Below are 13325 nucleotides of genomic sequence, written 5' to 3' on the forward strand. Positions count from 1 at the left end.
GTCATTGTTCGATTGAGGGTAGCCAACGATGGGGCAGCAGTTCAGCAAGGTCGCGTGCCCGTTGGGTAGGGAGACGCGTCAGCACGTCATGAAGGTATGCGTAGGGGTCATGGCCGTTGAGCTTCGCCGTCTGGATGAGGCTCATGATGGCCGCGGCGCGCTGTCCGGCCAGCAACGTCCCTGCGAAGAGCCAGTTCTTGCGTCCCGTGGCCCATGGCCTGATCTGCTGCTCGTCGAAATTGTTGTCGATGGGCAAGGCGGGGTCATCAAGATAGCGAGTGAGCGCCGCCCAGCGGTTGAGGCTGTAGTCCATGGCCTTTGCGGTGGCTGAGCCATCGGGCACCCTCGGCCGGAACTCCAGCAACCACTTGTGCAGGGCCTGCGCGACCGGTGCCGCGCGCGTTCGTCGTTCTCGCAAGCGATCCTCTGCTGCCAGGTCCCTCACTTCCCGCTCGATGCCGTAGAGCTGCCCGATGAACTCGATGGCGGTGGCCGCCAAGGTGCTCTTGTTGGTCAGGTGCAGCTCCACGAACTTGCGGCGCGCGTGGGCCATGCAGCCCGCCTCCTTGATGCCGCCGTCGAGGAACAGCGCCTTGTAGCCGGCGTAGTCATCGCATACGAGGCTGCCCTTCCAGGCGCGCGCGGTGCCGTGACCAAGGAAGGAACGTGGATGCTGGCCAGAGCGGCTCTCCGTGAAGTCGTAGACCACCGCGCGCATGGCCTCGAAGGCGCCGCTGGCGTAGGCCCACAGATAGGCGCGATGCGTCTTGCCCGTGCCGGGTGCCAGCATGGCCACCGGCGTCTCGTCGGCGTGCAGCACCGGCAGGTGCAACAGGTCAGTCTTCATGGCGTCCACCAACGGCTGCAGGCGCACGCCGCACATGCCCACCCAGGCGGCCAGCGTCGAGCGCCGGATGGCCAGGCCGGCGCGCTCGAAGATGGCTTCCTGGCGGTACAGCGGCAGGTGGTCCGAGTGCTTGGCGACCAGCACATGGGCGAGCAGGCCCGACGTGGGCAAGCCCTTGTCGATGATCTCTGCCGGCACCGGCGCCTGGGTCAAGGTGCGGCACTTCGCGCGGGCCCACTTGCCGCGCACATGGCGCTCCACGGTGAAGCTTCCGGGCGTGTAGTCCAGCTTCTCGCGGACGTCCTCGCCGATGCGCGTCATCTGGCAGCCGCACGGGCACGTCGTGTCGTTGGGTTCGTGGTGCCGCTCCACGCGCGGCAGATGGGCCGGGAGCGCGGCGCGCTTGGGCCGCTCGGGCGCAGGCTCGGCGTCCTTGCGCTTGGCTGCCATCAGCTCGGCCAACTGGGCTTCCAGGGCGGCGAGGTCAGCGTCGACGGCCTCGTCGAAGAGCGCCTTCTGCTCGGCGTCGAGCTGCTCGCTCTTCTTGCCGAACTTCACGCGGCGGAGTTGCGCCATCTCGAAGGTCAGCTTCTCGATCTTGGCGTCGCGCCACTCAATCTCGTGACGGTCATGGGCATGGCGGTCCAAGAGCGCTCGCACCTTGGCGCCGATGTGTCCGAGCCCCGCGGCTTCGAGCGAGGCGATGTCTTCGGCACTGAGGGGCGCGGCGACTGCCATGACGGCAGTGTGGGGCGAGCGCGGGCCACGCGCATCGGCGCGAGCACCGATTGCGTCACAGCAGGCGGATCGCTCCGTCGTCTTCCACGCGCTGCCACGGCAGGCCCAGCACCAGGGCCTGCAACTGGGGCTGGGTCAGCGGTATGTGCTCCAGCGTGACATCCCGAGGCCAAATGAAACGGCCTTGGTGCAGACGCCTCGCTGCCAGCCACACACCGATGCCGTCATGCACGAGTACCTTCATGCGCGTGGCACGCCGGTTGGCAAAGAGGTAGGCATGGTGCGGCTTCGCGCCGCCGAAGACCTGTACGACGCGGGCCAGGGCGGTCTCAGTGCCGGCGCGCATGTCCAACGGCGTGGTCGCGAGCCACACGGCGTCGATGCGGATCAACGCAGCAGCTCTCGCATCCAGGCCGCACACGCATCGGCAGCGCCGGCTGGCCACGTCGGCGCGATGGTCGTCGCGCCGCGGCGAATCTCTATGCGGATGGGCTCATCGCTCGGCGCAGGCTGCGCGGACGGTGCTGGCATCGGCAGCGCGATGAAGCCGACGGGCTTGTCGCTGACGGCCACTGCGTCGACAGGTGGCTGAGCCATCTCATGGGCCAGCGCCGCAGCAGGTTGGCGTTGATGCCGTGAGCCATTGCCACAGCTGCCGTCGAGACGCCCGGCTGCTGCGAAGCTTGCACTGCCTGCGCCTTGAACTCGGCGCTGTGAATTCGCCGCCGGCGGCCTGGCGCTGCTTGTTCCATAGTGCGTACGTACCCATCAAGTCGTTGATGGATACGAGCATGCTAGGGCTGCCTCAGCGGATCAACATGACTTGCCTGGACGCTTACGATGGACTGCCCCTGGTCGGGTAGACATCCTGTCCCTATCCTTGGACTGCCCCAGATCGGACCCGGCCTGCCTTGATGCCGCGGCGGCTGGAGCATCCCCACTAAGCGATGTCGAACCAACCCGGGATCTACAGCGACAGTGATCACCTCGACCAAAAGACGAACGAGGCAATCAATGCCGAAGAACGGAATGCGCCCGATCCACCCCGGCGAAATCCTCCTCGAGGACTACATCAAGCCCATGGGCATCAACGTCCACGCGTTGTCGAAGGCCCTGCACGTGCCGTACTCGCGGCTGCGCGAGATCGTCGGCGGGCATCGCTCGGTGTCTCCCGACACGGCGTTGCGGCTGGAACGCTACTTCGGCAGCGATGCGCAGGGCTGGTTGAATCTCCAATCCGCATACGACCTGCGACTCGCCGAGAAGGCAGCGGGTCGAATCATCAAACGCGAGATCCGCCCCATGGCTGTGGCGGTATGAGCCGACAGCCGATCAGCAATGCCCGCCCGCCCGCGCCCGCAGCCGTCGCCAGCCGGCGCGCATGAGCTACGTCCCGATATCCGCGAGCAGCAGCGCGATCAAGAACGCTCCGCCGGCTCCCGCCGGTTACGGACGTTGCCCGTGTCCCTTTGGGCGAGCAGGGATGCGCGCCCATCTCCCATGACTCACAGCAGTTCCTGTCACTGCCATGGCCTTTTGCCGTAGGTCGGGATAGCTTCTCCGTCACTAGAGGCCATGGCCCGGCGTCAGCGCCACTGCCACCATTTGGGACCAAACACCAAAGACGGCCGTGGCCATGACGACTCGACAAATCTCAGGAAAGACGGAGATCAACGGGGAGGGGATCAAGAAGCACTTTCGGACGATCGATCCGTGGCGCGCGATCGCCGAGCTGGCTTGGAATGGCTTCGACGCCAAGGCGACCAATGTCGGCGTTCTGGTCGACGAGGGGCCGATGGGCGGTGCGACGCGAGTGGAGGTGTCCGATGACGGGGAAGGCATCGAGCTTGCGTCGCATGCCGAGACGTTTGGCCGTTTCAACGACTCCAGCAAGAAGGAGGACGTGACGACCCATGGCTTGCATGGCCGCGGCCGACTGTCCTTCCACAGGCTCGCCGAACGAGCTGTCTGGTGGACGAATGCCGCAGGGTCTGGGCCTGCGCGGATCGAGGTGCACGGCGCGACGCTCACGAACTATGAAGGCCAGCCAGTAGAGCAGACCGCTTTGCCCGCAGGGATGGACGTGGACAAGACCGGCACCGTCGCGGAACTGTTCAACCTGCATGCCTCGCTACCGACCACCGATGAATTTCACAAGCTGCTTTCCATCGAGTTCGGTTGGTTCCTTGCTCTCCACCCAGCGAAGAGGCTCCGACTCAATGGGACGGAGGTGGCCGTGCCGTCGCATGACCTCACGCAGCGCAAGTTCTCCATCGACGGCCACGACTTCGACGTGTCTGTCCTTCGCTGGGACCAGAAACCAGGCTCCGAGAAGTCCTTCGTCTACCTCTTGAACTCCTCAGGCAAGACGGTGGACAAGAGGTTGAGCCCCTTCAACCACAAGGGGAACTTTCACACCAGCATCTACATCGGCTCAAAGTGGGCTGACGACTTCAAGCCGAGCGGAGGTGATCTGGCGAACCCAGACGCGGCGGGCTACGAATCGGAGACATGGCGCAAGGTGGCGCGTGAACTCAACAGGATCACCAAGTCCGTCTATGAAAAGTTCCTGCGTGAGCGGTTCGATCGCGAGATCGAGAGCTACGTTGCCGACGGTGTCTTCCCGGCGTACGAAGGGCTGCACGAGGACTACAAGCATTGGCGGCTCGAAAACACCAAGGGCATCTTGCGCGCCATCTACACGGCCGATCCGACGGCGTTGACATCGCTCAAGAGGAACCAGAAGAAGATCATCGTTCGTCTCCTCGACAAACTGGCGGTCTCCAACGAGAACGATGCGATCTTCGAGGTGCTCAACAGCGTGCTGGAGCTTGACGACGTCTCGACGAAGCTGCTCGCCAAGCAGCTCAAGAGCGTGTCGCTGCAAAGCGTCGTGTCAGCGATCGAAGTCCTCCGCCGCAGGCACGAGGTGGCCGACAAGCTGCGGACGCTGATGAACGACCATTACCTGGAGACGCTCGAGACGCCGGACTTGCAGGGCATCATCGAAGCCAACACCTGGTTGTTCGGCAGTTCCTACGAGACGCTTGGCGCCGAGGAGGACTCGTTCACCAAGATCGCCAAATCGCTGCGCGATGCGGTGAGGGGGATCGACGACGTTGGATTGGACGACCTGGATGCGACTGATCCCTCAGCCATCGATGGCGCGAGGAAGCAGGCGGACTTGTTTCTCGCCCGCAAAGTCCCACACCACGACTCGATGGGCCGGAAGATCTATCGTTGCATCGTGGTGGAGATCAAGCGTCCGGGCATCGCGCTCAACTACAAGCACCTCCAGCAACTGGATGGCTACGCACAGCTGATCAAGAAGCACGCGGAATTCGGCAGCGAAGCGATGCACTTCGAACTCATCCTGATCGGGCGCAAGATCTCCGAGGCGGATACGGAGATTCGGAGCCGGATGGAAGGGCAGGTTGCGAAGGGATTGCCCGGCCTGGTCAGCGACGAACGACGCATGAAGCGTTTCGTGCTGAACTGGTACACATTGCTGGACAACTTCCTGCTGACCAATCAAGCCATGATCGACGCGCTGACTTTGAAGCGCGAGTCGTTCTCACACGCGTCGCGACCGGAACTCATCGCTGACATGCAGAAGCAGGCCGCCTAGCTGCGCATGAGCAACGCCGGCCCGGAGAGAGTCGTGAGACGTTCAGCAATGCCCACCCGCCCGCGCCCGCAAGCGGCGCCAGCCGGCGCGCATGAGCCACGTTCCCACGCCCGCGAGCAGCAGCACGATCATGAACGCACCGCCGGCACCGGCCGGCGCGCCTGCGCCTTCCTCGGCGCCGATCAACGGCTTGAGCGCGTTGTAGCCCGCCACCACCGCCGCGATCCACAGGACCGCTCCGCCCAGAAACTGCCCGAGGGCGACCAGCTTGTTCATCCCGTCACTCCGTCCACTTCGGAAACTGCAATGCTTGCAGCCTAACGGGCCGGTCGCTGTCGTCCGTCAAAGCCCCTCGGTGAGGAACGGCATCACCACCGCGAGCAACTCCTCCGGCGCCTCCTCCGGGATGTAGTGACCGCACGGCAGCGGACCGCCGTCGACATCCGCCGCGACGCGTCGCCATTCCTTCAGCGGGTCGAAGCACTTCGCGACCACGCCCTGCGCGCCCCAGTAGATGCGCAGCGGCATCGACAGCTTCGCGCCGGCGTCGCGGTCCGCGCGGTCGTGGTCGAGGTCGATGCCCGCCGCGGCGCGGTAGTCCTCGCACATGCCATGCGCGGCGCCCGGCAGCGCCAGCGCGCGCTGGTACTCGGCGAACGCGCGCGGGTCGAAAGCCGACAGGCCCGCGTGCCGCCGGCCCATCACGTCGAGCGCGTAGGCGGCCGGATCGGCCTCGATGAGCCGCTCCGGCATCGGCGCCGGCTGGATCAGGAAGAACCAGTGCCAGTACGCTCGCGCGAACGCCTCGGTCGTCTGCTCGTACATCGCCAAGGTCGGCGCGATGTCCAGCAGCGCGAGTCGCTCGACCGCCGCCGGATGATCCGCCGCCATGCGGTGCGCGACGCGCGCGCCCCGGTCATGGGCCAGCACCCGGAAGCGCGCATGGCCCAGCGCCGACATCACGGCGACCAGGTCCTGCGCCATGCGGCGCTTGCTGTAGTTGCCATGGTCCGCATCGCCAGTGGGCTTTGAGGAATCGCCGTACCCGCGCAGATCCGGCATGACGACGGTGAAGCGCGCCGCCAGCACCGGCAGCACGCGGTGCCAGATCACCAGCGTCTGCGGATGTCCGTGAATCAGCAGCAGCGGCGGGCCTTCGCCGCAGACGCGCGCATGGATGCGCACGCCGGGCTCGGTCTCGACGGTCAGCCGTCGCGTCGCCGCCGGAAACAGGGCATCCGCCGGATGCGGCTCGACGGTGAACTCCGCCGCAAAGTCGGCGGAGGCTTCGGAAGGGGCGGTGGAGGAGGGCGCGCTCATTCGCCGATGCTAGGCGCGTCGTCCGCATTCCCGCTGTCGGGAACGAGACACTGCGCTCGCGAGTGCCGCTCCCACGCCGCGAGCGCCACCAGCACCGCGCAGGCGAAGGCGCTGGTCGCCACCGGCGGCCAGGCGGGCACGAACGGCCCCGCCGCCGCCAGCACGATCACCGCCACGCCGTGCGACCACGGCCAGCGGCCGACCACCGCGCGCTTGAACAGCCCCACGCCGATCACGTAGATCGCCACGCCGCCGAGCAGGCACAGCGCCGTCTTCAGATCGGTGTGGCCGTCCGGATGCGCCAGGACGAACTCGTCCGCCGCCGCGTTGACGATGATCCCCGCCACGATCGGCAGGTGGATGTAGGTGTAGGCCAGCCGCGCCAGCCGCCCCGGATCGTCGCTGTGGGCGATGCGGCCGGTCGCGAAGTCGTTGGTGGTGTCGAAGTACAGCCACCACAGCGCGATGCTGCCGGCAAAGGACACCAGGAAGGCCAGCAGGCTCATCGTCGTCAGCGGCTCCGCCGCGAAGGTCGCGCCCGTGACCAGCAGCGACTCGCCCAGCGCGATGATCACGAAGAGCGCGCAGCGCTCGGCCAGGTGACCGCCGGAGATCGTCCAGTCCGCCGTCGTCGAGCGCCCCAGGCCCGGCACGAAGAAACCGGCCGAGGGACCGACGACCTCGATCGCCAGCGCCGCCACCCACAGCGGCACCCGCAGCGTGGCGTCCAGCGCACCGGCGATCCACAGCACGGCCGACACGAGCAGCCACGCGCCGATGCGCTGGAAATTGCGCACGAGGACCGCATCCGCCCCGCGCGCCGCCCAGAGGAAGAACAGCGTCCGCCCGACCTGGATCGCGGTGAACGAGGCCGCGAACATCAACGCACGTTCACCGAAAGCCTGCGGCAGCGAGACCGACATCAGCAGCCCGCCCAGCATCATCGCGAACAGGCAGATCCGGACCGGCAGGCGTTCCGGGTCCAGCCAGTTGGTGACCCACGAGGTGAAGATCCACACCCACCACACCGCCGCCATCAGGAAACCGGTCTGCAGCGCCCCGCGCAGCGTGACGCCGTCGTGCGCGAAGTGGCCGATCAGCGTGTGCGACAACTGTGTGACGGCGAAGACGAAGACGAGGTCGAAAAACAGCTCGACGAAGCTGACCTTCGCGTGGCCGTGCGGCTCGGGCCGGCGCAGGAGTGGGATGGCGGACATCCCCGGACTGTCGCATGCGTGCGCCGCCGGACCACCGGGGCCGATGCCAGCTTGACGGCAATCGCACGGCCATCCCCATAATCGCCCGAATGGCCCACCGGCCCTCGCCGCCGCCACGACCGGTCGAATGCGCGTCGAGTTCGCGTTGGATCGCGCACTGTCGCGCGTCACCGCTGCCGGCGCGTTGCCTTCGCGTCATCCTTCCGGTCCTCGAGACCGAACCGCCCGAGCCGTTGCATGCGTTCTTCCGCCGAGCCGACCCACCGCACCAGCCTCGGTCGCGGCGTGGGCCTGCTGATGCTGGCGCTGCTCGCGATGGCGGTGATCGTGGCGCTGCTGGCCTGGCGCGCCCGCGCGACGCTCGGCGACCTGCGCCGCGCCGACCGCATCAACACCGTCGTGCCGGCGATGACGCTGCTGATGGAGGATCTGCTCAACGCCGAGACCGGCCAGCGCGGCTACCTGCTGACCCAGCGCGCCGGCTATCTGCAGCCCTACCGCGATGCGATCCGCAGCCTCGACCGCCGCGTGGACGACCTGTTCGCGCGCGACGACGACCCCGCCCACGCGCCCCGGCTCGCCCGCATCCGGGAACTGGTCCAGCTCAAGATGAGCGAGATGAACCAGACGATCCGTCTGCACGATTCCGGTCGTCCCGAGGAGGCGCTGGAGCTGGTGCTTGGCGACCAGGGCCTCCACCACATGGACGAGTTGCGCGATCTACTGGGCGAGCTGACCTCGTCACTGCGCGCCGAACGCGCCACGATCAGCGAGCGCCTGTCGCGCGAGGCCGGCCAGACCGAGCTGCTGATGCTGGCCGGCCTGGCGATGCTGGCGCTGTTCTCGGTGATGGCGACCTCGCAGGTCCTGCTGCGGTCGCGCGACCTGCTGCGCACCCAGCAGCGCCTGCGCGGCATCGCGGACAACGTGCCCGCGCTGATCAGCCACTACGACGGGACGGGTCATCTGCGCTTCGCCAACGCGGAGGTCGGCCGCGTCTTCCACAGTGACCCCGACAGCCTTGTCGGCAAGACGCTGGAAGAGGTGCGCGGCATCGAGAACGCCGCGCAGATGCGGCCCTTCGTCGACCGCGTGCTGCAGGGGGAGTCCGTGGCCTTCGACGCCGAGCAGGTCATCGACGGCGAGACGCTGCACTTCCACCAGAGCTTCGTGCCCGAGCTGGCCGGCGGCCGCATCGAGGGCTTCTATGCGTGCTCGATGGACATCACCGAGCGCAAGCGCGCCGAGGCCAGGGTCGCCGCCAGCGAGCGCCGGATGAAGGCGATCACCGACAACCTGCCGGTCTTCATCACCTACATCGACGCGGAGCGTCGGCTGCGCTACACCAATGAGACGATGCGGAGCTGGTTCGGCCTCGATCCCCAGGCCGTGACGGGCCTGCACATCGATGAGGTCTTCGGCCTCGAGAGCACCGGCCAGCGCAGCGCCCAACTCGCGCTGGCGCTGGGCGGCGAGCGCGTGGAGTTCGAGATCACGGCGACGATGCTCGGCAAGCAGCGGCACCTGCGCTCGATCTACGTGCCGGACGTCGGGCCCGACGGGCGCGTGTCGGGCATCTTCACGCTGTCCATCGACATCACCGTGATGAAGCAGGCGGAGGCGCAGCTCGCGCGGCTGGCCAGTTCGGACGCGCTCACGGGCTTGCCGAACCGGCGCGAATTCGACCAGGCGCTGGAGGGCGCGCTGGCGCGGCAGCGGCGTCACATGCGCGAGGATCGGGTGCTGGCGCTGCTGTTCCTCGACGTCGACCGCTTCAAGTCGATCAACGACACCCACGGCCACGGCGTCGGCGACACGGTGCTGCGCGACTTCGCCACTGTGCTGCGGCGCGCCGTGCGGGGCAGCGACCAGGTGGCGCGGATCGCGGGCGACGAGTTCGTCGCCGTGCTCGAGGGCCTGAACCGGCCCGAGGAGGCCGAGCAGGTCGCCGCCAAGATCGTCGAGGCGGTGCGGGCCGCGCGGCCGGCGGGCATCGCGATCACCGCCAGCATCGGCATCGCCAGCGTCGCCGACGGCGAGGTGCCGGCGGCGGACCTGATCGCGCTCGCGGATCGCGCGCTGTACCAGGCCAAGCACCAGGGTCGGGACGGCTGGGCGGCCTTGCGATGGCCCGGCCCCGATCTGCGGCGCTGACGGCGGCGCTGACGGCGTCGATCCCGCGACGCGCACGGCGGCGTTCAGGGCGGGGATCGGCGATGATGGCCGGATGAAGATCTCCCGATGCCCCCCGGGTCTCCTCATCGCCGCTGTGCTGGGCCTGGGACTCTCCGCCGTCTCTCTCGTCTCCGACATGTCCGCGGCGTTCGCGCAAGGGGTTTCCTCGCCGCCGTCCGATCCCGGCGCGCGACCGCTGCGCCCGCTGACCAACGACATCGCCGAGCGCGTCCAGGCCTGCACCTTGTGCCACGGCGCGCAGGGTCGGGCGACGACGCAGGGCTACTTCCCGCGGCTCGCGGGCAAGCCGTCCGGCTACCTCTACAACCAGCTGCAGAGCTTCCGCGACGGCCGCCGCCATCACGCGCTGATGGCCGGCCTGCTGCGCAACATGAGCGACGACTACCTGCGCGAGATCGCCGGCTACTTCGCCGCGCTCGACGTGCCGTATCCGGCGCCGGGGCCCTCGGGCCTGGGCCCGGAACAGCAGGCGCGCGCGGAGCGGCTGATCACGCAGGGCGATCCCGCGCGCAAGGTGCCGGCCTGCACGGCGTGTCACGGACCGTCGATGGCGGGCCGCGAGCCGGCGGTCCCGGGGCTGCTCGGACTGCCGCGCGACTACCTGGTCGGGCAACTCGGCGCGTGGCGCAGCGGGCTGCGCCGCGCGCATGCGCCCGACTGCATGGCCGATGTGGCCAAGGCGCTGTCGACCGACGACATCGCCGTCGTCGCGAGCTGGCTCGCCGCGAAGCCCGCGGGGGCGCATCCGGAGCCGTCGTCGACGACGCCCTTGCCGGTCCCGTGCGGAGGGCTCGCGCCATGAGCGCGGACATGAACGCCACGGACGCCTCCGGCTCGGCGCCGATGAGGACCTTCGTCCGACTGCTGATCGGCGTCGTGATCGCGGTGCCGCTGATGGCGCTGTTGCTGCTCGCCGGCGCGTGGGGCCGGGAGCTCTGGCTCTCAGGCCGGCCCGTCCAGTCCGGCGCCGAGGACACCAATCCCGCGCTGATCGCCCGAGGCGCCTACCTGGCCCGCATCGCCAACTGCGCCGGCTGCCACAGCCCGCGCGGCGGCGCGCCGCTGGCCGGCGGGCTGCCGCTCGGCACGCCGTTCGGGACGCTGTTCAGCAGCAACCTGACGCCCGATCCCGAGACGGGCCTCGGCCGCTGGACCGCCGACGACTTCTGGCGCGCGATGCACCATGGCCGCAGCCGCGATGGGCGGCTGCTCTATCCGGCCTTCCCGTACACCAGCTACACGGCGATGACGCGCGAGGACGCCGATGCGATCTTCGCGTGGCTGCGTCAGCAGCCGGCGGTGACGCAGACGGCGCCGACACATCAACTCGGGTGGCCGTACCGCTGGCAGTCCGCGTTGGCGGTGTGGCGGCTGATGTACTTCACGCCCGGTGATGCGCCCTCGCACGACGACCCGCGCGTCAATCGCGCGGTGGCGCAGGAGGTCGCCGGTCAGGCGGCGCTGGAACGAGGCCGCTACCTCGTCCAGGCGGTGGGCCATTGCGCCGAGTGCCACGCGCCGCGCAATCGTCTTGGCGCGCTGCGCGACGCCGCGGGGCTGCGCGGCGGCTGGGTGGGCGTGCAGGGCTGGATCGCGCCCTCGCTGGCCGATCCGCAGGCGGCGGGGGTGCAGGACTGGTCCGAGGCCGAGCTGCGCTCCTGGCTGCGATCCGGCTGGTCGCCGAAGGGCGCGGCGCTCGGGCCGATGGCGGACGTGGTCGCGGAGAGCCTCCAGCATCTGACCGATGCCGATGTGCAGGCGATGACCGTCTACCTGCGAGGCTTGCCGCGCGAGGGGTCGCCGGCCGCCGAGTTCAAGCCGGCGCCGCCGGCACAGATGGACCTCGGTCGTCAGGTGTACGCCAAGCATTGCGCCGACTGCCACGGCGACCAGGGGCAGGGGCGGCGGATCGCCGACGAGCCGGCCTATCCGCCGCTCGCCGGCAACCGCGCGGTGACGCTGGGTGCGCCGCAGAACGTGCTGCAGATGCTGGCCGACGGCGGCTACGCGCCGACGACGCCGGGGCATCCGCGTCCGTACGGCATGCCGCCGCTGCGGCAGGTGCTCACCGAGGCCGAGATGGCCGCCGTCGCGACGGTGATCCGGCAGAGCTGGGGGAACAAGGCGTCGGCGGTGACGGAGCAGGAAGTGCTGCGGATCCGGTGAACGTGGACTCGGCTCGCGCAACGGGCGCGGCATATGGGGACGGGCCACCCCCAATTTCAAGATCTTGAAGCGCGGCTTGGCGCACCTAGCTTGGGAGTCATGGCGGACACGTTCCGCCGCGATCCACCCGCAGGAAGCCAAGGAGCCCCGCATGTACCGTCAACTGTTTGCCCGTGAGCTGTTCAACGACCTCGACCGCTTCCAGCGCGAGATGAGCGGCCTGCTCGAATCCACCGCCGGCCGCGGCACCCCGCGCGGCGGCTATCCCGCGCTGAATGTCGGGCTGTCGCCGGAAGCGGTGGAGGTCTACGCCTTCGCCCCGGGCCTGGATCCGGCCACCATCGGCGTCGACCTGGATCGCGGCGTGCTGAGCCTGTCCGGCGAGCGCGCCGTCTCGCTGACCGCGACGACCGAAGGCACCGCCGCGACTGCCGCTGCCGCCGTCGCCGAAGGCGGGACCGCCGCGCCCGCCAAGGCCGCCGACAAGACCGTCGTCCATCAGCGCGAGCGCTTCGCCGGCAAGTTCCGCCGCGTGGTCAGCCTGCCGGACGACATCGATCCGGAACAGGTCTCGGCCTCCTACAAGGACGGCGTGCTGCGCGTCAGCGTCAAGCGCCGCCCCGCGCCGCAGCCGCGCCGCATCGACATCCACTGAGTTCCGGACCCCGCCGTCCACCGACACCCGATACGAACCGAACGCGAGACGAAAGAACACCATGACCACTGCCGTCCAGACCCCCGCCGCCGACGCGGCCGAGCAAGTGAAGACCAACGCGTCGACCACCGCGCAGAGCGCGCGCCGTCGCGATGACTATGCGATCCAGCCCGCCGTCGATGTGATCGAGGACGCGCAAGGCCTGACCCTCTTCGCCGACCTGCCGGGCGTGCCCCGCGAGCAGCTCCAGCTGCGCGTCGACAAGGACCGCCTGATCATCGAAGCGGAGATGCAACTCGATCTGCCGGATGGCCTGAAGGCCGGCCACGTCGAGGTGTCGCGCCAGTTCTATCGCCGTGCGTTCACGCTGAGCAAGGAGCTGGACGCCGAGCAGATCGGCGCCGAGCTGAGCAACGGCGTGCTGCGCGTGCGCATCCCCAAGGCCGCGCATGCGCAACCGCGCAAGATCGAGATCAAGCTGGGCTGAGCGAAGACCGACAAGGCGTCAGTACTTCCACCGCCGCTGGCCCTCACCCCTACCCTCTCCCGCAAGCGGGA

General features: G+C 68.5%; 13 protein-coding genes and 1 pseudogene. 7 read left to right on the plus strand and 7 right to left on the minus strand.

Going from position 1 to position 13325, the window contains the following annotated elements; all coding sequences use genetic code 11:
* Position 1: 1 nt before the first annotated feature.
* The 4 genes and pseudogenes from tnpC to AC1VNM_RS26235 form a co-directional block, all read right to left on the minus strand.
* Positions 2 to 1585 carry an IS66 family transposase gene (gene tnpC / locus AC1VNM_RS26220; protein ID WP_483108859.1) on the minus strand — a complete coding sequence of 528 codons (1584 nt, stop codon included), beginning with the start codon at positions 1583 to 1585 and terminating at the stop codon, positions 2 to 4.
* Positions 1586 to 1640: 55 nt separating this feature from the next.
* Positions 1641 to 1976 carry an IS66 family insertion sequence element accessory protein TnpB gene (gene tnpB / locus AC1VNM_RS26225; protein WP_483108860.1) on the minus strand — a complete coding sequence of 112 codons (336 nt, stop codon included), beginning with the start codon at positions 1974 to 1976 and terminating at the stop codon, positions 1641 to 1643.
* Positions 1973 to 2182, minus strand: a complete 210-nt coding sequence (locus AC1VNM_RS26230) for a hypothetical protein (RefSeq protein WP_483109357.1) — start codon at positions 2180 to 2182, stop codon at positions 1973 to 1975. Before AC1VNM_RS26230 ends, tnpB begins: the two co-directional genes overlap by 4 nt.
* Positions 2183 to 2241: 59 nt before the next feature.
* Positions 2242 to 2337: pseudogene (locus tag AC1VNM_RS26235) on the minus strand (hypothetical protein); the annotation flags it as partial.
* Between the two features lie 262 nt (positions 2338 to 2599).
* On the opposite strand from AC1VNM_RS26235, the gene AC1VNM_RS26240 reads away from it, so the two are divergent.
* Both AC1VNM_RS26240 and AC1VNM_RS26245 read left to right on the plus strand, forming a co-directional pair.
* Positions 2600 to 2905 (plus strand): HigA family addiction module antitoxin, encoded by a 306-nt coding sequence (locus tag AC1VNM_RS26240; RefSeq protein WP_483108861.1) that lies wholly within the window; start codon positions 2600 to 2602, stop codon positions 2903 to 2905.
* Between the two features lie 316 nt (positions 2906 to 3221).
* Positions 3222 to 5213 carry an ATP-binding protein gene (locus tag AC1VNM_RS26245; protein WP_483108862.1) on the plus strand — a complete coding sequence of 664 codons (1992 nt, stop codon included), beginning with the start codon at positions 3222 to 3224 and terminating at the stop codon, positions 5211 to 5213.
* Between the two features lie 42 nt (positions 5214 to 5255).
* Here the strand turns inward: AC1VNM_RS26245 and AC1VNM_RS26250 are convergent, their stop codons facing one another.
* The 3 genes from AC1VNM_RS26250 to AC1VNM_RS26260 all read right to left on the minus strand — a co-directional run bounded on the left by AC1VNM_RS26250 (position 5256) and on the right by AC1VNM_RS26260 (position 7750).
* On the minus strand, positions 5256 to 5489 hold the full coding sequence (locus AC1VNM_RS26250; RefSeq protein ID WP_483108863.1) for a hypothetical protein: 234 nt from the start codon (positions 5487 to 5489) through the stop codon (positions 5256 to 5258).
* A gap of 66 nt (positions 5490 to 5555) precedes the next feature.
* The gene (locus tag AC1VNM_RS26255) at positions 5556 to 6533 is read right to left on the minus strand and encodes an alpha/beta fold hydrolase (protein ID WP_483108864.1); all 978 of its coding nucleotides are present in this window, start codon (positions 6531 to 6533) and stop codon (positions 5556 to 5558) included.
* A complete protein-coding gene (locus AC1VNM_RS26260) occupies positions 6530 to 7750 on the minus strand; it encodes a low temperature requirement protein A (protein ID WP_377157656.1) in 1221 nt (406 codons plus the stop codon). The genes AC1VNM_RS26255 and AC1VNM_RS26260 overlap by 4 nt, the downstream gene beginning before the upstream one ends.
* A gap of 237 nt (positions 7751 to 7987) precedes the next feature.
* Here AC1VNM_RS26260 and AC1VNM_RS26265 point away from each other — a divergent pair, with 237 nt between their 5' ends.
* The 5 genes from AC1VNM_RS26265 (at position 7988) to AC1VNM_RS26285 (ending at position 13254) form a co-directional block, all read left to right on the plus strand.
* On the plus strand, positions 7988 to 9904 hold the full coding sequence (locus AC1VNM_RS26265; RefSeq protein WP_483108865.1) for a diguanylate cyclase domain-containing protein: 1917 nt from the start codon (positions 7988 to 7990) through the stop codon (positions 9902 to 9904).
* A gap of 73 nt (positions 9905 to 9977) precedes the next feature.
* Complete coding sequence (locus AC1VNM_RS26270) at positions 9978 to 10748, plus strand: c-type cytochrome (RefSeq protein ID WP_483108866.1); 771 nt, start codon at positions 9978 to 9980, stop codon at positions 10746 to 10748.
* 8 nt (positions 10749 to 10756) lie between these two features.
* On the plus strand, positions 10757 to 12112 hold the full coding sequence (locus AC1VNM_RS26275; RefSeq protein ID WP_483108867.1) for a c-type cytochrome: 1356 nt from the start codon (positions 10757 to 10759) through the stop codon (positions 12110 to 12112).
* Between the two features lie 151 nt (positions 12113 to 12263).
* Positions 12264 to 12767, plus strand: coding sequence for an Hsp20/alpha crystallin family protein (locus tag AC1VNM_RS26280; protein ID WP_483108868.1), 504 nt, complete (start codon positions 12264 to 12266; stop codon positions 12765 to 12767).
* Between the two features lie 61 nt (positions 12768 to 12828).
* Positions 12829 to 13254 carry an Hsp20/alpha crystallin family protein gene (locus tag AC1VNM_RS26285; RefSeq protein ID WP_431101688.1) on the plus strand — a complete coding sequence of 142 codons (426 nt, stop codon included), beginning with the start codon at positions 12829 to 12831 and terminating at the stop codon, positions 13252 to 13254.
* Positions 13255 to 13325 lie beyond the last annotated feature (71 nt).

Source organism: Mitsuaria sp. MSU3D (assembly GCF_056867975.1).